Origin of the sequence: Aquitalea sp. ASV15, assembly GCF_016429115.1 — a bacterium.
Lineage (GTDB): Bacteria > Pseudomonadota > Gammaproteobacteria > Burkholderiales > Chromobacteriaceae > Aquitalea > Aquitalea magnusonii.
This window is the reverse complement of sequence record NZ_JAELTZ010000002.1, coordinates 31,949-50,036: the sequence shown is the minus strand read 5'-3', so window position 1 is coordinate 50,036 and position 18,088 is coordinate 31,949. Positions and strand designations below refer to the sequence as shown.

The 18,088-nt window shown below is 62.0% G+C and carries 21 protein-coding genes; 18 read left to right on the top strand and 3 right to left on the bottom strand.

Going from position 1 to position 18,088, the window contains the following annotated elements; all coding sequences use genetic code 11:
• Window positions 1–160: 160 nt before the first annotated feature.
• From JHD64_RS01130 to JHD64_RS01080, 11 genes are all read left to right on the top strand, one after another.
• Window positions 161–925 carry a UTRA domain-containing protein gene (locus JHD64_RS01130; RefSeq protein WP_059285092.1) on the top strand — a complete coding sequence of 255 codons (765 nt, stop codon included), beginning with the start codon at window positions 161–163 and terminating at the stop codon, window positions 923–925.
• 148 nt (window positions 926–1,073) lie between these two features.
• The gene (locus JHD64_RS01125) at window positions 1,074–1,589 is read left to right on the top strand and encodes a hypothetical protein (protein WP_199051990.1); all 516 of its coding nucleotides are present in this window, start codon (window positions 1,074–1,076) and stop codon (window positions 1,587–1,589) included.
• A gap of 65 nt (window positions 1,590–1,654) precedes the next feature.
• Window positions 1,655–2,200, top strand: coding sequence for a hypothetical protein (locus tag JHD64_RS01120; protein ID WP_199051989.1), 546 nt, complete (start codon window positions 1,655–1,657; stop codon window positions 2,198–2,200).
• Window positions 2,201–2,329: 129 nt separating this feature from the next.
• Window positions 2,330–3,322 (top strand): asparaginase, encoded by a 993-nt coding sequence (locus tag JHD64_RS01115; protein WP_199051988.1) that lies wholly within the window; start codon window positions 2,330–2,332, stop codon window positions 3,320–3,322.
• A gap of 837 nt (window positions 3,323–4,159) precedes the next feature.
• Window positions 4,160–4,699 carry an ATP-binding protein gene (locus JHD64_RS01110; protein WP_199051987.1) on the top strand — a complete coding sequence of 180 codons (540 nt, stop codon included), beginning with the start codon at window positions 4,160–4,162 and terminating at the stop codon, window positions 4,697–4,699.
• A 199-nt stretch (window positions 4,700–4,898) separates the two neighbouring features.
• Window positions 4,899–5,114 (top strand): RNA-binding S4 domain-containing protein, encoded by a 216-nt coding sequence (locus tag JHD64_RS01105; RefSeq protein WP_110313344.1) that lies wholly within the window; start codon window positions 4,899–4,901, stop codon window positions 5,112–5,114.
• A complete protein-coding gene (locus tag JHD64_RS01100) occupies window positions 5,114–5,305 on the top strand; it encodes an oxidoreductase-like domain-containing protein (RefSeq protein WP_199051986.1) in 192 nt (63 codons plus the stop codon). Before JHD64_RS01105 ends, JHD64_RS01100 begins: the two co-directional genes overlap by 1 nt.
• A gap of 3 nt (window positions 5,306–5,308) precedes the next feature.
• Entirely contained in the window at window positions 5,309–6,175 is an 867-nt protein-coding gene (locus JHD64_RS01095) for a 3',5'-nucleoside bisphosphate phosphatase (RefSeq protein ID WP_110313342.1), read from the top strand.
• 19 nt (window positions 6,176–6,194) lie between these two features.
• Window positions 6,195–6,815, top strand: a complete 621-nt coding sequence (locus tag JHD64_RS01090; RefSeq protein WP_059287330.1) for an L-threonylcarbamoyladenylate synthase — start codon at window positions 6,195–6,197, stop codon at window positions 6,813–6,815.
• 73 nt (window positions 6,816–6,888) lie between these two features.
• The gene (locus tag JHD64_RS01085; RefSeq protein WP_059287331.1) at window positions 6,889–7,530 is read left to right on the top strand and encodes a site-2 protease family protein; all 642 of its coding nucleotides are present in this window, start codon (window positions 6,889–6,891) and stop codon (window positions 7,528–7,530) included.
• A 14-nt stretch (window positions 7,531–7,544) separates the two neighbouring features.
• Entirely contained in the window at window positions 7,545–8,741 is a 1,197-nt protein-coding gene (locus JHD64_RS01080; RefSeq protein ID WP_059287332.1) for a tryptophan--tRNA ligase, read from the top strand.
• Window positions 8,742–8,820: 79 nt separating this feature from the next.
• Here the strand turns inward: JHD64_RS01080 and JHD64_RS01075 are convergent, their stop codons facing one another.
• Window positions 8,821–9,813: an arginine deiminase-related protein gene (locus JHD64_RS01075; RefSeq protein WP_199051985.1), complete on the bottom strand. Its 993-nt coding sequence runs from the start codon at window positions 9,811–9,813 to the stop codon at window positions 8,821–8,823.
• Between the two features lie 101 nt (window positions 9,814–9,914).
• Here JHD64_RS01075 and JHD64_RS01070 point away from each other — a divergent pair, with 101 nt between their 5' ends.
• From JHD64_RS01070 to greB, 6 genes are all read left to right on the top strand, one after another.
• Window positions 9,915–10,811, top strand: coding sequence for a LysR family transcriptional regulator (locus tag JHD64_RS01070; protein ID WP_059287334.1), 897 nt, complete (start codon window positions 9,915–9,917; stop codon window positions 10,809–10,811).
• Window positions 10,808–11,638 carry a ScpA family protein gene (locus JHD64_RS01065; RefSeq protein ID WP_110313341.1) on the top strand — a complete coding sequence of 277 codons (831 nt, stop codon included), beginning with the start codon at window positions 10,808–10,810 and terminating at the stop codon, window positions 11,636–11,638. The genes JHD64_RS01070 and JHD64_RS01065 overlap by 4 nt, the downstream gene beginning before the upstream one ends.
• A gap of 145 nt (window positions 11,639–11,783) precedes the next feature.
• Window positions 11,784–12,416, top strand: coding sequence for an SMC-Scp complex subunit ScpB (scpB, locus tag JHD64_RS01060; RefSeq protein ID WP_199051984.1), 633 nt, complete (start codon window positions 11,784–11,786; stop codon window positions 12,414–12,416).
• Window positions 12,417–12,873: 457 nt separating this feature from the next.
• On the top strand, window positions 12,874–14,013 hold the full coding sequence (gene rluB / locus JHD64_RS21870; protein ID WP_370540921.1) for a 23S rRNA pseudouridine(2605) synthase RluB: 1,140 nt from the start codon (window positions 12,874–12,876) through the stop codon (window positions 14,011–14,013).
• A 107-nt stretch (window positions 14,014–14,120) separates the two neighbouring features.
• Window positions 14,121–14,573 carry an NUDIX domain-containing protein gene (locus tag JHD64_RS01050; RefSeq protein WP_158527722.1) on the top strand — a complete coding sequence of 151 codons (453 nt, stop codon included), beginning with the start codon at window positions 14,121–14,123 and terminating at the stop codon, window positions 14,571–14,573.
• 66 nt (window positions 14,574–14,639) lie between these two features.
• Window positions 14,640–15,194, top strand: a complete 555-nt coding sequence (gene greB, locus JHD64_RS01045) for a transcription elongation factor GreB (protein WP_059286887.1) — start codon at window positions 14,640–14,642, stop codon at window positions 15,192–15,194.
• Window positions 15,195–15,271: 77 nt separating this feature from the next.
• Here the strand turns inward: greB and JHD64_RS01040 are convergent, their stop codons facing one another.
• The gene (locus JHD64_RS01040) at window positions 15,272–15,727 is read right to left on the bottom strand and encodes a MarR family winged helix-turn-helix transcriptional regulator (protein ID WP_059286886.1); all 456 of its coding nucleotides are present in this window, start codon (window positions 15,725–15,727) and stop codon (window positions 15,272–15,274) included.
• Window positions 15,728–15,928: 201 nt separating this feature from the next.
• Here JHD64_RS01040 and JHD64_RS01035 point away from each other — a divergent pair, with 201 nt between their 5' ends.
• Window positions 15,929–17,083 carry a PLP-dependent aminotransferase family protein gene (locus JHD64_RS01035; RefSeq protein ID WP_110313339.1) on the top strand — a complete coding sequence of 385 codons (1,155 nt, stop codon included), beginning with the start codon at window positions 15,929–15,931 and terminating at the stop codon, window positions 17,081–17,083.
• Window positions 17,084–17,143: 60 nt separating this feature from the next.
• On the opposite strand, the gene JHD64_RS01030 is transcribed toward JHD64_RS01035, so the two are convergent.
• Window positions 17,144–18,085: a LysR substrate-binding domain-containing protein gene (locus JHD64_RS01030; protein ID WP_199051983.1), complete on the bottom strand. Its 942-nt coding sequence runs from the start codon at window positions 18,083–18,085 to the stop codon at window positions 17,144–17,146.
• Between the last annotated feature and the right edge of the window lie 3 nt (window positions 18,086–18,088).

Sequence of the window (18,088 nt, the reverse complement as noted above, 5' to 3'; positions counted from 1 at the left end):
TTTGCTAAACATTAACAGCGACCAAGCTAATCGCACAGTGTCCCTGTGGCAAGGTGCGCCGTGGCCGACAGAAAAGGCAGCAGGCCGCAGGCGCAAGGTCGCAGCAAGTGTTGTCATTGGCTCCAAGCTGTAATCAAATCAACGTGGACTAGTCCAGAGCATGTCAGAAGAAAATAACCAGACACAAGTCGCCCGGATCAGACAGTCCCTGCTGGCGCAGATCGAAGGGGGATTGTTGCCTCCCGGCGGCAAATTGCCATCCGAACGCAGCTTGTCCGAGCTGTTTGATACCACCCGCATCACCCTGAAGGATGCCTTGCTGGCGCTGGAGGCCGAAGGCTGCATCTACCGCGAAGACCGGCGCGGCTGGTTTGTCGCCCCGCCCCGGCTGGAATACAACCCGCAGTACCGGGTGCATTTCCAGCAGATGGTGCAACAGCAACAGCGGCGGGTGGATACCCGGGTGCTGTCGGCACGCAGCATGGTGGCCACGCCGGAGATGTGCCAGCGCTTGCAATTGTCGGCACTGGCGCGGGTATTGCAGATTTGCCGCCAGCGCAGCCTGGATGGCCGGGTGGTGATGTATGTCGAGCACTATCTGAAGCCGGAATGCTTTCCCGGCATCATGAACGAAGACCTGTCGCAATCGCTGACCGAGCTGTACCAGACCCGCTACGGCCTGCATTACCGCCGTTCGCGCTTCGACATCACCCCTACCGCCGCGCGCGGCGAGGTGGCGCAGGCGCTGATGCTGGCCGATGGTAGCCCCATCCTGCGCATCACCCGCATCAATTACGACCAGCAGCAGCGCATCATCGATTGCGATGTCGAGTACTGGCGGCACGATGCCATCCGGCTATCGGTGGACAGCCAGCTGCCGGCCGAGCCGGGAGATCTGGGCATCACTGCCATGCCAATGGGTTAGTGTGTGAATAATTGAAGATTCTTGTCATGAATTAACAATTGCACACAGTTTCATTACATAGGCTTACCAAGCGATACAGCATGGCTACAGACGTTCTGCAGCGCTTGCGACATGCTGCAGACAGTTTCTCACTTCCGGAGAGTTTTCGATGAAAGCACATATCCTGCGCAGTGGCCGTTGGCTGATGCTGGCCGCTGCCGTATCCGGCCTGAGTGCCTGCGTGGTGGTGCCGCCGCGTACCCAGGTGGTGTACAAGCCGGCCCCGGTGGCTGCCGCCCCGCACTGGAACCCCGCCGAACATCCGTATTACGGTCATGCCATGAGCGATCTGCGCCAGGCGCGTGCCCTGCTGGCGCGGCCTGATGTACAGCCGGTGCAGGATGACGAGCGCTGGGCTGTCGGTGCCATCGATGCTGCGCTGAATGAAATGAAGCAGGCCGCCATCGAAGACGGCAAGAACCCCTGGCAGATTCCTGCGCCGGATGCCCGGCTGAGCCCGACCGACCGCTTCCATCAGGCGCTGCAATTGCTGGAGCAGGCCAAGCGCGATGCCAGCCACCGCGAGGACGACCCCTGGGTGCGCGATCTGCAGGGGCGCATCCTGCACCATATAGATGATGCGCATCGCGCCACCCAGCAAGCCATTGCCGACGCACTGCGCTGAGCCGGACCAGCATTCTGATTTACCGCCACAATAAAAAAAGTCGCTTGTAATCAAGGAGAGCAATCATGTTGATCTTGAAGAAATCTGTCGCCAGCCTGCTGCTGGCTGGTGTGGCCCTGCTGGCAAGCGGCACGGCCATGGCCGATGACTGGCATGGCAACGACTGGCATTCCGACATGCGCCAGGGGGAGTGGCATGAAGGCATGCCCTGGCGCTTCGAGCAGCATCACTGGCAGCCGGAACAGCATCCCTACTACAGCCATGCCATGACTGACCTGCGCATCGCCCGCGATTTGCTGTCCCGCCCGGATCAGCCACGGGTGGAGCAGGGCGAGCGCCGTGCCGTGGAAGCCATTAACCAGGCCCTGCATGCCATGCATGATGCCGCCATCGATGATGGCAAAGACCCCTTCCAGCGCATGCCGCCGGATGCGCAATATCGCCCGGATGACCGTTTCCACCAGGCCCTGCGCCTGCTGGACAAGGCCAGGCAGGATGCCAGCCATGAAGAGGGCGATCCCTATCTGCGCGGCCTGCAGCATTACATCATCGGCCAGATCGGTGTTGCCCAGCATGCCGTGAATGACGCGATCAACCAAGCATTGCGCTAAGCCGTTTTCCGCCTGTCAGCCCCCGTCGCAGCCATGCTGTCACGGGGGTTTTGTCATGGCAGGGATGCCGCAGGCCCGCGGTTTTTGCGCTACCATGCCGGCTGTTTGATGTCGACCAAGGATGCAACCATGACCCGCCTGCTTGTCCTCTATAGCGGAGGCACCATTGGCATGGACCACACTCCGGAGGGCCTGGCCCCTGTTCCCGGCCTGTTGCCGCAGCTGCTGCAGCGTTTTCGCACGCCGGCGCTGGATTTCGATGTACTGGAATACCCGCAGCTGATCGACTCGTCGGCCATCGTGCCGGCGCAGTGGCAGCAACTGCTGGATGACCTGATCGCGCGCTATGCCGATTACGACGGTTTCGTGGTGATCCACGGCACCGACACCATGGCCTATACCGCCAGCGTGCTGGCCTTTGCCCTGCAAGGTCTGGCCAAGCCGGTCATCGTCACCGGTTCACAACTGCCGCTGGTGCATCCGCGCTCGGATGGCTGGAGCAATCTGGCCGATGCGCTGGAAGCCGCCAGCCAGCCCGATCTGCACGAAGTGTGCATTGCCTTCAACCGCCTGCTGCTGCGTGGCTGCCGCGCGCGCAAGCTGGATGCAGCCAGCTTTGCCGGCTTTGCCAGTCCCAATGCCCCGGCACTGGCCAGCTTTGGCATCCAGGCCCAGTGGCAGCGCCAGCACTGGCTGGCCGCTACGGCTGATTTCACCCCGGTCAAGCTGGATGTCTCGCTCAAGCTGGCCACCTTTTTCCTCACTCCCGGTCATGCCAGCACCCTTGCGGGACAGATCATGCAGGCGGGCGAACTGGATGGCGCCGTGCTGATGAGCTATGGCAATGGCAATACGCCGGCGGATCCGGCCTTGCTCGCTGGCGTGGCCGCATTGACGGCACAGGGCGGCGCGGTGCTGAATATCAGCCAGGTGGTGCATGGTGCGGTGGAAGTCGGGGCCTATGCCGCCAGCCAGCCGCTGGCGCGCGCCGGGGCGGTGGCCGGCGCAGACCTGACACCGGAAGCCGCCTCCGCCAAGCTGCTGGTGTTGCTGTCGCAGGGCTTGCGTGGCGCGGCCTTGCGCCAACAGCTGGCAAGCCCGCTGCGGGGTGAGAGCAGCTAAGCTTGCCAGGCCAGTCTGAAGGAAGAACAAGGGCGTGCCATTGGCACGCCCTTGTTGCTGCCAGCTACGGTGATTTGCCTAAAAAACAAGCAGCTGGATTTTTCACTGCCAGATCAGTAGCTTGCCCATGCTATCCACAAGCCCTCCACACCGTGGTACACGCGGGGTGGGGAAAAGCAGGGCGGCTGCCCAAAAAACAGGCAGTGACAGAAAGCCCTTTTTACCTCAATGGCTTAGACAGTTTGTCCACAGTCCACACACAAGGCTGTCCCCTCTGCTTGTGCAAAAGCCGCTGCTGCCTGCCATGGCCGCAGGCTTGCGGTGCACTGGCGCGGGCTGCCTAAAAAATCAGCATTTTTGAAAAAGTACATTGATTTCATTGGCTTGCTGCAGTTTCCCACAGGCCGTGCACAAGCCTGTCCCCGCCAGCTGTGCAAAACCCCGGCCAAGCCTCATTTTCAGGTATGGACAGCAGCAGTCGGCTGGACAAACAGGCCATTGCCTAAAAAACAGGCAGCCAGCAAAACCCTGTCCCGTTTCAGACACTTAGCCGACTTGCCCACAGACCGTGCACAAGCCTGTCCCCGCCCGGTGTGTAAAACTGCGATAACACTGCCGGCCACGGGCAGGTGGCCGGAAACGCCGGCCTGCCTAAAAAACGGGCAACCAGTGCAAGGCTGATTACTTTCAACGACTTAGCCTGTTTGTCCACAGCTCACGCACAAGGCTGTCCCCGTCGCTTGTGCGAAACCGTGCACCGTGTACAGAAATGCGCGGCAAGACTACTGGCGGGCTGCCATCCCGACGTATAATCATGCTCTTTGCTGGTGAGTTGCCGTGTCCCTTATCAGAATCGCCATCATCGGGCCGGAATCCTGCGGCAAGAGCACCTTGTCGCTGCAACTGGCGGCCGCCTTGTGCAGCCAGGGCTTGCGCGCGGTGGCCGTGGCCGAGTATGCCCGTGCCTATTACGCCGGGCGCGACTACCAGGTGAGCATGGCCGATATCGAAGCCATCGCCGCTGGTCAGTTGCAGGCCGAGCAGCATGCGGCAGCAGAGCACGACTGGCTGGTGTGCGACACCACGGTGCTGACCTGCAAGATCTGGGCCGATGTGGCCTTTGGCCAGCCTTCGCCGGCACTGCTGCAACTGTACCGGCCGCAGGACTACGCCTTCACCTTGTTGACGGCGGCCGATATCCCCTGGCAGCCAGACCCGCTGCGCAGCCATCCCGCACAGCGCGACTGGTTGCTGGGTTTGTACCAGGCCGAACTGGCGCGCCAGGGCGTGGCCTATACCCTGCTGCAAGGCGGGCAGGCCGCGCGGCTGGCACAAGCCTTGCAGGCGCTGGGCCGGGCAGGTTTGCCCAAAAAATAAGCAATGGCGACAAAGTCTTTATCATTCATGGCCTTGTCCCTGTTTTCCACAGCTGCCCCACAGCACTGTCCCGCTGACAGGTGGAAAAGCAGTCGCGTCTGCCTAAAAAACAGGCAATGGCAAAAATGACTTTTCGCTCAAACAGTTGCAGGACTTGTCCACAGCCGGTGCACAAGCCTGTCCAGAATGGATGTGTAAAATGAATGAAATCTACAAACTGAGTACCGAATACATCGCCCTGTGCGATCTGCTGAAAAGCTGCAGCGTGTGCTCTTCCGGTGGCGAGGCCAAGCATTTCATCGCCGAGGGCAATGTGGCGGTGAATGGCGTGCAGGAATTGCGCAAGACCTGCAAGATCCGCGCCGGTCAGGTGGTGAGCGGGCAGGGCTTTACCATCAAGGTGGTGGCCGCCTGATGAGCGAGCCGTTCCCGCCGGCGGCGGATGATGCCGATCCCATGCCAGAACCGCCGTTCGAGGTAAGCGACGACATGTGCTGCGGCAGCGGCTGCGATCCCTGCATTCTCGACATCTATCAAGCCGAGCTGCGCGACTACCGCAGCCGGCTGGCCGCCTGGCAGGCGCGGCACAACAAGGACGGACAATAAGCCATGGCCAGTATCGATCTGCATTTTCATTCGCACGCCTCCGATGGCGCGCTGCCGCCGGCCGAGGTGATCGCCCGCGCCGCCGCCCGCGAGGCCACGCTGGTGGCGCTGACCGACCACGACTGCACGCGCGGCCTGGCCGAAGCGCGCGCCGCTGCGGCTGCGCATGGCGTGGATTTTCTCGATGGCGTCGAGGTATCGGTCACCTGGAATGGCAAGCACACCGTGCATATTGTCGGCCTGGGCATCGACCCCGAACATGCCGGCCTGCTGGCCGGCCTGCAGTCCATCCGTGATGGCCGGGTGGAGCGTGCCCGCGAAATGTCCGATTCGCTGGCGCGCATCGGTATCCACGGGGCCTTCGAAGGGGCGATGGCGGTGTGTGAAAATCCGGAAATGATAGGCCGCACCCATTTTGCCCGTTTCCTGGTCAATAGCGGCGAGGTCAAGGATGTCCGCACCGTGTTCCGCAAATACCTGACGCCGGGCAAGCCCGGTTATGTGCCGCATGAATGGACCCGGCTGGCCGATGCCGTAGGCTGGATCGTCGCCGCTGGCGGCATGGCGGTGATCGCCCATCCCGGTCGTTACGATATGGGGCGCACGCTCACCGAACGGCTGATTCTGGATTTCAAGGATGCCGGCGGCCAGGGCATCGAGGTCGCCAGCGGCAGCCACAGCCTGGACGACATGCACAAGTACGCGCTGATCGCCCAGCGCTATGGCCTGCTGTCCAGCGCCGGCAGCGATTTTCACGCGCCGGGCGAAGGCGGCCGCGACGTCGGCCGCACCGATGACCTGCCACCCATCTGCCAACCGGTGTGGCAGGCATTGCAAGAACGCATTATTCGCGCCCCACGCGCGGCATAACCAACACAGAAGCACGCATATGGCACAGTTCTTCATGATTCACCCGGATAACCCGCAGGCGCGGCTGATCCGGGAAGCGGCCAACATCCTGCGGGGCGGCGGCGTGGTGGTCTATCCCACCGACTCCTGCTACGCGCTGGGCTGCATGCTGGGCGACAAGAAGGCCATGGAGCGCATCCTGGACATCCGCCAGATCGAGCTCAAGCATCACCTGACCCTGGTCTGCCACAACCTGTCCGAGCTGGCCAATTACGCCCGCGTCGACAACAGCCAGTTCCGCCAGCTCAAGGCCGCCACGCCGGGCAGTTACACCTTCATCCTGCAGGCCACCAAGGAAGTGCCGCGCCGCACCCTGCACCCCAAGCGCGCCACCATCGGCCTGCGCGTGCCGGACCACAAGGTGGCGCTGGCCCTGCTGGAAGAACTGGGCGAGCCCATCCTGTCCTGTACCCTGCTGTTGCCGGGCGATGAGGAAGCGCTGACCGATCCGTATGAAATCCGCGAACGGCTGGAGCACAGCGTGGATGCGGTGATTGACGGCGGCTGGTGCGGTACCGATCCCACCACGGTGATCGACATGACCGACGGCGTGGAACTGCTGCGCCGTGGCAAGGGCGACCCGGCCGTTTTCGGTTTATAGCCAGCCCGGCTGGAACCCTGGCCGGCTGTCCCCATCTAGTAGTGGTTCATCTTACCCAAACAGAAAAGAAGCTATGGGCGATACCTCTCAACTGATCCAGCAGATCAGCATCTATGCCTTGCCGGTGCTGCTGGCCATTACCCTGCACGAAGCCGCGCATGCCTATGCCGCCAAGCGTTTTGGCGATGCCACCGCCTATATGCTGGGGCGCATGACGCTTAACCCGCTCAAGCACATTGACCCGGTGGGCACCGTACTGCTGCCGCTGCTGTCGCTGATGATGGGCGGCGTGCTGTTCGGCTGGGCCAAACCGGTGCCGGTGAATTTCGGTGCGCTGCGCAATCCGCGCGTCGGCATGCGCTGGGTGGCGGCTGCCGGCCCGCTGGCCAACTTCATCATGGCGGTGCTGTGGGTCTTGTTGCTCAAGCTGGCCATCGTCATGAACAACAGCTATTCCGAACCGCTGGCGCTGATGAGCAAGGCCGGCATCAATATCAACGTCATGCTGATGGTGCTCAACCTGCTGCCGCTGCTGCCGCTGGATGGCGGGCGCATCGTGGAAAGCCTGCTGCCGCCTGGCCTCGCCTACAAGTATTCGCGGCTGGAACCCTATGGCATGTGGATACTGATCGCACTGATCTTTACCGGCGTGCTCATGCCGCTGCTCAATCCGCTGCGCCAGCTGGTGTATCATCTGCTCAGTCTCTTTTTCTAACTGGAATCCGCTCCATGTTTGCCAACCGCATCCTTTCCGGCATGCGCCCCACGGGCAGCCTGCACCTTGGCCATTACCACGGCGTCATCAAGAACTGGGTAGAGCTGCAGAGCAGTCACGATTGCTATTTCATGGTGGCCGACTGGCACGCCCTCACCACCAATTACGATAATGTCTCCATCATCGAAAAGAGCATCTGGGACATGGTAATCGACTGGCTGGCGGCCGGCGTCGACCCGGACAAGGCCACGGTATTCCTGCAGTCCAAGGTGCCGCAGCATGCCGAGCTGCACCTGGCACTGTCCATGGTGACCCCGCTGTCCTGGCTGGAGCGCGTGCCCACCTACAAGGACCAGATCGAAAAGCTGTCCACCAAGGATCTGGGTACTTACGGCTTCCTCGGCTACCCGCTGCTGCAGGCCGCCGACATCCTGGTGTACAAGGCCGGGCTGGTGCCGGTGGGCGAAGACCAGGTGCCGCATATCGAACTGACCCGCGAAGTGGCCCGCCGCTTCAACAACCTGTTTGGCCGCGAAGCCAATTTCGACGAGCTGGCCCAGGCCGCCGCCAAGAAAATCGGCAAGCAGGGCAAGCAGTTCATGCAGCAGCGTACCGCTTATTTGCAGGACGGCAATGCCGAAGCCCTGCAAGCTGCGCGCGAGATTCTGGCTGCCAGCCAGAACCTGGGCGTGGCCGACCGCGAACGGCTGGCCGGCTGGCTGGAAAACAAGGGCAAGACCATTCTGCCGGAGCCGGAAGCCAAGCTGACCGCCGCCTCGCGCATGCCGGGTCTGGACGGCCAGAAAATGTCCAAGTCCTATGGCAACACCATCACCATGCGCGAAGCGCCGGAACAGGTGAGCAAGAAGGTCAAGGCCATGCCCACCGACCCGGCCCGCGTACGCCGTACCGATGCCGGTAATCCGGAAAAATGCCCGGTGTGGCAGCTGCATCAGGTGTACAGCGATCACGACACCCGCGAATGGGTGAAGCAGGGCTGTACCAGCGCCGGCATCGGCTGTCTGGATTGCAAGCAACCGGTAATCGAAGGCGTGCTGCGTGAACAGCAACCGATGTTCGAACGCGCCGAGCAGTATCTGTCGCATCCGGACCGGGTCAAGGAAATCGTATTCGAAGGCTGTCGTCGCGCCGAGCAGGTGGCCAAGGAAACCATGAGCGACGTCCGCGCCGCCATGGGGCTGGGTTTCTGATTCGCAACACCCTGGCTACAAGCAAAAAGCCGGAACCATGTGTTCCGGCTTTTTTATTGCATTCTTGCGGCGTCCAGTGTCAGTGCTCGACACGCGGCAGGAAGATTTCCGCCAGCATGCAGCGGCAGCTGCCACCGCCGACTGCTTCAATGGTGGGGATGGGGTTGACCACCGGCTGGCCATGACGCTCCAGCACGCGGCGCTGTGCCGGGGTGAAGCCTTCCCAGGCGCGCTGCGACATGGCCAGCAGCGGCGTGCCGTCTTGTGCCGCCAGTTGCAGGATATTGCCGCAGAAATGCTGCTCCACCTGCTGATGGCTGATGCGGATCACCTCGTGGGTGGACTCCAGCGTGGCCAGCACCTGCTGGCGTTGTTCCGGCTGATACAGGCTGTCGGCACAGATCACCGCGATATCCTGCCCCACCGACATCATCACATTGCTGTGATAGATGGGGACGCCGTGGCTGTCGGCGGTGTCAAACAATTGCACATCCTCCAATCCACGCAAGCGGGCATAGCGGTACAGTGCCAGCGGATGGCAGCGCTGCGAACGCGCGGCATACACCCGGCGGCGGGCATGGTCGAAAATCATCACCCCGGTGCCTTCCAGGATCAGTTCCTCCTCCCAGGGATGGCCCACCCAGCTGATCTGGTTGATCTGGTAGCCATGGCCCAGCAGCAGCCGCGCCAGCTCCTCCACCCGCCGTTCCTGACGGCGGTTGGGCGTGTGCATCGGATAAATGTGCAAGCTGCCATCGGCGCTGGTGCTAAACCAGTTGTTGGGAAATACCGCATCCGGCGTGGCAATGCCGTCTGGGCTTTTTTCCAACACCATCACCTGCAGGCCATATTGCTGCAGGCGCTGCACCATGGCATCGAATTCCGCCATGGCCTGTGCGGTGACGGATGCCGGCGGCAGGTTCAGCCGATGCTGGAACACATTGTCGGCACCGGTCTGTTCGTTAAAGGCAAAGTCGACCGGGCGCACCATGACCACGGCGCGCGCCAGTTGCGCCTGTGGCGGGCGGGTCAGCGACAGCGGCGCGACCCAGGGCAGATTCTGATTTCCCATGTAATGGTTTCGGAGGCAAAGTAAGGAGGGTGCTGGTATAGTAGCCAGACCTACATCAAACAAAAAGTTGGATTTGTTTGACATCTCCATAATGATTTGGAATGGATTTTCATCTAGCCGCTCTCAAGGCTTTTGTCAGTGCTGCGCGTGAGTCTTCATTTTCGCGCGCCGCCGACTGCCTGCACCTCACCCAGCCCGGCCTGTCCAAGCGCATTCGCAGCCTGGAGGATGCCCTGCGCGTCACGCTGTTCGACCGCATCGGCCGGCGCACGGTGTTGACCGAGGCCGGCCGCGCCTTCCTGCCCCATGCGCTGCGCATCCTGGCGGAGGCCGACCAGGCCAGCCAGCTATTGCGCAGCCTGCAACCGGCGCAGATTGGCAAGCTGCATCTGGCCACCACCCAGCATATCGGCCTGTACTACCTCAAGCCGCTGCTGGCCGATTTTGTCCGCCAGTATCCGGGCATCGACCTCACCGTGGATTTCAAGACCTCGGCCGAAACCCACAAACTGCTGTGTCAGGGTGAGCTGGAGCTGGGCTTCATGTCCGAACCGCCGCTGCATGAGCAGGCGCTGGAATATGTCGAGGTACTGAACGAGCGGCTGTGTTTTGCCGTGGCTCAGCAACATCCATTGGCCTTGCTCGCGGCGCTGACGCTGCAGGACCTGGCGCGCTATCCGGCCCTGTTGCCCGGCAGCAATACCCGCTGCCGGCGGCTGATCGAAAACCTGTTCCAGCAGCACGCCACCCCGCTGGATGTGCGTGAGCCGTCCAATTATCTGGAAGCGCTGCGCATGCTGGTGGAGGCCGGGCTGGGCTGGAGCGCCCTGCCCGAAGTGATGATCAGCAGCGGCCTGTGCCGGCTGCCCTTGCAGCCCTACGAGCCGGCGCGCACCATCATGCTGGCCTATCACCGCAAGGTGAGCCTGTCCGGGCCGGCACGCCTGTTTCTGGAATGGCTCAAGGCGCACCCACCTGGCTTACACTCTGTCGCATGAGTACCTTGAACACCGCCACCGACTTTACCCTGACTGCGCCGGAACTGCCGGCTGGCCTGCCCATTGCCCACGTCTTTGGCCAGCCGGTGCTGGAAGTGCCGCAAGACCTGTTCATCCCGCCCGATGCCTTGCAGGTGATACTGGAAAGCTTCGAAGGCCCGCTGGATTTGCTGCTGTACCTGATTCGCAAGCAGAACCTCGATGTGCTCAACATTCCCATGGCCGACATCACCCGCCAGTACATGAGCTATGTCGACGCCATGCGTAGCGAACGGCTGGAGCTGGCGGCCGAATACCTGTTGATGGCGGCGCTGCTGATTGAAATCAAATCGCGGCTGCTGCTGCCGCGCCCGCCGCTGGACGAAGAGGGCGAGCCGGACGACCCGCGCGCCGAACTGGTACGCCGCCTGCTGGACTACGAACAAATGAAGCTGGCGGCCCTGGCACTGGACAAGCTGCCGCAGGCCGACCGTGACTTTGCCTGGCTGGCGGTGCTGATCGAGCAGGGCGCCGAGGCGCGCCTGCCGGATGTGGCCGCAGTGGATCTGCGCCAGGCCTGGCTGGCGATTTTGTCGCGCGCCCGGCACAAGCGCAGCCACAAGGTGGAAAAGGACGAACTGTCGGTACGCGAGCAGATGAGCTGGATCCTGCGCTATCTCAGTGAGCGCGAATACGTACCGTTCGAGGAACTGTTCGAAGTCGACAAGGGCGTGGCGCACCTGGTGGTCAACTTCATCGCGGTGCTGGAACTGGTCAAGGAAGGGCTGATCAAGGTCAGCCAGGAACTGGCCTATCAGCCGATTTACGTCCGCATCGCCATCAGCTGATGGCGCGAACTGTTGCGCGCATGACAGTCGCGCGTCAATTGACCGTGCCGCGGGGCGGGAAATCAGGTAAAATCCGCGCCTTCCCCGCGCAATGTATATTTTTTCGCCCCCAGTCCTGCACGCAGGCCGGGCGAGACCTGGTCCGATGTCCACCATCACCGACTTAAACTATCTCAAGATCGTGCTGGAAACGGCATTGTTGACCGCGACGGAACCCTTGTCGGTATCCCAGCTCAAAAAGCTGTTTACCGAAGACATCAAGGCCACCTTGCTGAACGACATTCTGGAAGATATCCAGACTGACTGGCGTGGCCATGGTGTGGAACTGGTGAAACTGGCCAGCGGCTGGCGCTTTCGGGCCCGGGCCGAGTTCACCCCCTATCTGTCACGGCTGAATCCGGAAAAACCGCCGCGTTATTCGCGTGCCGTGATGGAAACCCTGGCGATTATCGCCTACAAACAACCTGTTACCCGTGGTGATATCGAATCCATTCGTGGCGTGTCGGTGTCCACCAGCGTGATGCAAACCCTGCTGGAGCGGGGATGGATTGAAGTAATCGGGCACAAGGACGTGCCCGGCCGGCCGGGGCTGTATGCCACCACCCGCAAGTTTCTGGATGATCTTGGCTTTGTTTCGCTAAGGGATCTGCCGCCACTGGCAGACTTGGGAACACTGGTCATACCCGATGCCCAGCCACAAGAGATCGGCAGCGAAGACGCCGAAGACACTCTCCCCCTCGACGATGAGGCGGACAATCTGGAGCCACAGGCAGAATAGGCCGGACGCCGTTTTGCCGTGCGCTCGTAATGAAAGAGCATGATTTATGTCTAAAGGACAAAACAACGCCCGCCAGCCGGTGGCGCGTGTAAAGGGCCGCGAATCTTCTCCGCGCCGTCAGCCCGATGCGCCGCGCGGCAACGCCCCGCAGCAACAAGGTCGTGGCAAGCCGGGAGGCTTTGGCAAGGCGCGCAATCCGCAAGACGCGCAGGCCCAGGGCGGCAAGCCGCAGGGCCGTCGCCCCGCTGCGCCGCGCGATGCCTATGGCAATCTGCTGCAGGCACAAGCCAATGCCGCACCGCATGAAAGCGCACCGCTGTTCAAGATGAGCCGTGCCGAACTGGCGCAGCTGGAATTGCAACGCCAGGCCCGTGGCCTGCCGCGTGATGAAAACGGTGAACCCAACGGCAATGTGGCCGAGCCGAAAAAGCCGCTCGCCGGTCGTCGCAAGGAAACGGTGAACCGTCGTGGCGAAGTGCAGGCCAAGCCCACCGGCAGCGGCAAGCGCAGCCAGTCGGAAAACAACCGCCAGCAGCAGGCTGCCCGCCGCCAGGAAAAGGCCGAGCGCCTGCAAGGCCAGGGCGGTGAGGCATTGCAGCATGAGCGCCGCTTTGGCAACAAGAACGCCGCCATGCCGGTGGCCGAAGGTGAACAAAGCCCGCGCGAACAGCGTCGTGCTCCGGCCGCGGGCAAGCCGCGCGCAGAAGGCAAGTCGCTGGTGATCAAGGCAAAAAAGTTGCGTCTGCGCAGCCCGAGTCAGGACGTGAAAGAAAAGTCCAAGCGGCTGCGCGAGGTACGCCTCGACAAGGAACAGATTGAACCGGTCCGCCTGCAAAAGGCGCTGTCCGCTTCTGGCGTCGGCTCCCGCCGCGAAATGGAAGAATGGATTGAAGCCGGCCTGGTGATGGTGAACGGCAAGAAAGCCAATCTGGGCGACCGCGTGGGTCCGGAAGACCGTGTCACCGCCAAGGGTGATGTGATCAAGCTCAAGTGGGCCGACCGCCTGCCGCGCATCATCATGTATCACAAGCAGGAAGGCGAAATCGTTTCCCGCGACGACCCGGAAGGTCGTGTCAGCGTGTTCGAGCGCCTGCCGCAAGCCAAGAGCAGCCGCTGGGTGGCCGTGGGCCGTCTGGACGTCAACACCTCCGGCCTGCTGCTGATCACCACCAGTGGTGAACTGGCCAACCGCATGATGCATCCCAGCTTTGAAGTGGAGCGGGAATACGCCGTGCGCGTGCTGGGCGAGCTGACCCCGGAAATCGCCAAGGAAATGACCGCCGGTGTGGAACTGGAAGACGGCCCGGCCGCCTTCCAGCGCGTATTCCAGCGCGGTGGTGCCGAAGAAGGTGCCAACCAGTGGTACAACGTGGTGATCAAGGAAGGCCGTAACCGCGAAGTGCGGCGCATGTTCGAACACTTCGGCCTCACGGTCAGCCGGCTGATCCGCGTGCGCTTCGGCAACCTCGGCCTGCCGCCGCGTTTGAAACGTGGCCAGTTCTACGAACTGAACGAAGCGGAAGTGGCGGCGGTGATGAAGTGGTCCGACCTGACCATGACCGGCCGCAAGAAAACCCGCGGAAGCAAGGCAGAGTGAGCCGTGGCAGCTGGCCGTTGCTGACGGCACTGGCTGCGCGCTGCTGCAAATGGGTGACCGGCTGGCGGTCGCCCGTTTTGCTTTCGACAGGCTCGCAGGATGTGACCGTGCCGCCGGCCGCCGCCGCGGGTGGCAGCGGCCTGCTGGGTTTGCGGCGCGGCCCGCGTGCCTCGGTGGTCATCATTCAGGATGGCCGTCTGCTGATGATGCAGCGGATCAAGAACGGCAAGGAATACTTCGTATTGCCCGGTGGCACCATCAAGGCAGGTGAAACCCCGGCCATGGCCTGTGTGCGCGAAACCCGCGAAGAAACCGGCCTGAGCATCTGGCTGGCCGAGCAGCTGTGCACGCTGGAACACAAGGGGCGCATCGAGCATGTGTTTCTGGCCAGCAAGTTTCGCGGCACCCTGCGGCTGGGCGGGCCGGAGCTGGCGCGCATGACGCCGGACAATCAATACCATCTGCGGTGGCTGGACTACGCGCAACTGCAGCAGGTGAAGCTGCGGCCGAAGAATCTGCTGGTGTATTGCCGGGAATGGCTGTGGCCGGTGGAGGAGTGACAACTTGCCGCGACCATCGTTATCGACGTAAGGTGGCGGATTGCAGCGCAAGGCAGGGAAGCAGGCATGAGCAAGGCATTTACCAAAGAGAATGACGAGGCCGAAGACGATCTGCCAGTCGAGCAGCGGCTGCCGGCCTCCAGCAAGAACTACATCACCCCCGGTGGCTGGCGGCGGCTGAAGGATGAGCTGTACCAGCTGGTCAACAAGGAAAGGCCGGAAGTGGTGCAGGTGGTCAACTGGGCGGCCAGCAATGGCGACCGCTCGGAAAACGGCGACTATCTGTACGGCAAGCGGCGGCTGCGTGAAATCGACCGCCGCATCCGCTTTCTGACCAAGCGGCTGGAGCTGGCCGAAGTGGTCGATCCCGAAGCCCGTGAAGCCACCGACCAGGTCTTTTTCTCGGCCACCGTGCTGATCGAACGGGGCGATGGCAGCGAGCAGTTGCTGAGCATTGTCGGCGTGGACGAGATCGACCTGCCGCGCGGTCATATCAGCTGGATTTCGCCGATTGCCCGCACCCTGCTCAAGGCGCGCGAGGGCGACAGCGTGGTGTTTCGTGGCCCGGACGGCGACGAGGACATCGAAATCCTCGAAGTGCGCTACCAGAAAATCAGCTGAGCCGGACTACCCAGCCCAAACAAAAGCCCGTGTTACATGACGCGGGCTTTTTTACATGCGGCAGGCAGGGAGCCGGCTCAGTGCTTGGCGTCCTCGGCTTCGGCACGCCCGGCCAATTGCGCATTGACCGCCATCCAGTCGCGGGTGGCGGTATCACCGATGCGGTTGAAGGCCTGGCTGAGCAAGCGTGCCTGCTCCTTGTGCAGGGCCTCTTCCAGCTTGCGGCCTTCGCCGGTCAGCGTCAGCTGCTTTACCCGCTTGTCGTGGCTGGCCGCCACGCTGGCGATCAGTCCCATCTCCACCAGTTGGCGCAGCGGCATGTTGATGGCCTGCTTGGTCACGTCCAGCGCGCCCAGCAGGTCCTTCACCGACAGGCCGGGGTAGCGCGCCACAAAAAACAGTATGCGGTGATGCACCCGGGCCAGGCCACGCCGGGCCAGGATTTCATCCGGCTTGGCGGTAAAGGCTTTGTAGGCATGGAAGAACACTTCCATGGCTGCGCGCAAATCAATCGCGTTATCGCTGTCAGGCATGTTGACGACATCCCCTGTCAGGGGTAAATTAGGTCAAAAAAATTGACGTTTATTGTTTGATGGATTGGCGCAGTGGCAGACCATAAAGCGGTAGCAGAAGAAATCACCCTTACTGCTGCAGGAGCTGGGCTTCCGTAGGCTTACCACCCTCGGCCACGGCAATATGGCGGACATGCCGCTGCGACAGTCATGGAGATTACCATGTTTTCAGAACGTATCGAACGACTGATGGGTTCGCTGATCCGCGAAATCCTTGCCGCCGCCCAGCGCCCGGAAGTCATTTCCTTTGCCGGTGGTCTGCCGGCAGCCAGCTGTCTGCCGCAGCTGGACTTCAGCGGCCTGCCGCCTGATCTGGCGCAATACGGCACGACCGAGGGTGAGCCGCAGCTGCGCGAACTGATCGCGGCCCAGGCCAGAGCGCTGGGGCTGCAGTGCAGCGCCGAGCAAGTGCTGGTGTTGTCCGGCTCGCAACAGGCCATCGACCTGGCGTCCAAGCTGTTCATCGATCCGGGCACACCGGTGCTGACCGAAGGCCCCACTTATCTGGCAGCCTTGCAGTCCTTCAAGCTGTTTGGTGCGGCCATTACTGCAGTTGCCCAGGAGAATGGCCAACTGCCGCCGGCCAAGCTCGAGCAGGCCCTGCGCACGGCAAAGCCGCGGCTGACCTACCTGATTCCCAGCTTCCAGAACCCGTCCGGCGCCTGTTACAGCGAGGAAAACCGCCGTGCGCTGGCCGAGGTGATCGACGCCCACGGCTTGCCAGTGTATGAAGACGATCCATACCGCGCCCTGTCTTACGATGGCGAAGCACCGGCGCCGCTGGTGAGTCACCTGAAGAATACGCCGTGGATTTATGCCGGCTCCTTCTCCAAGACGCTGGCACCGGGCTTGCGCATCGGCTATCTGATCGCCTCGCCCGAGCTGTATCCGCATCTGGTCAAGCTGAAGCAGTCTACTGATCTGCACAGCAACCGTCCGGGACAGTGGTTTATTGCCCAGCAGTTGGCCGATCCGGCGTTTCCGGCCCATCTGCAATCGCTGCGCGATACCTACCGCGTGGGCCGTGATGCCATGCAGGCTGCGCTAGAAAAGCATTTTGCCGATCTGGCCGACTGGCAGGTTCCCAAGGGTGGCTTGTTCTTCTGGCTGACCCTGAAGCAGCCGCAGGACACGCGTGAACTGCTCAAGACCGCGCTGGCCGAGTGCAATGTCGCCTTCATGCCGGGTGAACCGTTCTACCCGAATCCGCAAGATGGCATTGGCCATTTGCGCCTCAACTTCAGCCATGCGGCGGTTGACCGTATCGAGGAAGGCATTGCCCGACTGGCGGAGTTGGTGCGTGCAGCCCACCGTTGAGTCTTGACTCAATAAAAAAGCCGCTCTCAGGAGCGGCTTTTTTTATCTGCAGAGTCCGGATCAACTGCCGAGCGGACTCTCGTTTTCCAGCATGTCCACACCGGCCAAGCCAGAGCGGAACACCGCCTGCTGCAGGGTTTCCACCGCCTTCTTGCGGAAAAACTGCTTGCGGGTGACCAGCAGAACCCGCCGTTGCGGTGCCGGCTCACGGAAGGGCAGGATGGACAACAGGCTGTCATCGCCAGGGCCGATGGAGGTGGACGGCATCACGGTCACACCCATGCCGCTGGCCACCATGTGGCGAATGGTGTTGAGCGAGCTGCCCTGCAAGGTGGTGGCCAGACCAGACTGGTGATTCTGTTTGCTGGCCAGTTCGCTGCAGGCTTGCAACACCTGGTCGCGGAAGCAGTTGCCCTGGTTCAGCAGCAGCACGCTTTCGTCGGTCAGCTGGCTGGGCTCGATGCAGGCCAGCTTTTCCCATGGATGCCCCTTGGGTGTGGCGACCACGAAGGATTCGTCATAGAGCGGCCAGGTCATGGTGCCGGCTTCCTCGAAAGGATCGGCCACGATGATGGCATCCACTTCGCCACGCTTGAGCATTTCCGCCAGGCGTGCGGTGTAGTTCTCTTCCAGAATCAGCGGCATGTCCGGTGCCAGAATGCGCAGGGCCGGGATCAGCTTGGGCAGCAGATAGGGGCTGATGGTGAAGATCACCCCCAGCTTGAGCGGGCCGACCAGCTCGTTCTGGTGTTCGCCAGCCAGCCGTTTCACGGTTTCGGCTTCTTCCAGCACGCGCTGCGACTGCTCGATGATGCGTTCGCCAATTTCCGTCACCGCCACTTCCTGGCCACCGCGTTCGAACAGGGTGATGCCCAGTTCGTCTTCCAGCTTCTTGATGGCGATGGACAGGGTGGGCTGGCTGACAAAGCAGCTTTGTGCGGCGCGGCCAAAGTGGCGCTCGCGCGCCACTGCCACGATGTAGCGGAGTTCGGTCAGCGTCATGGT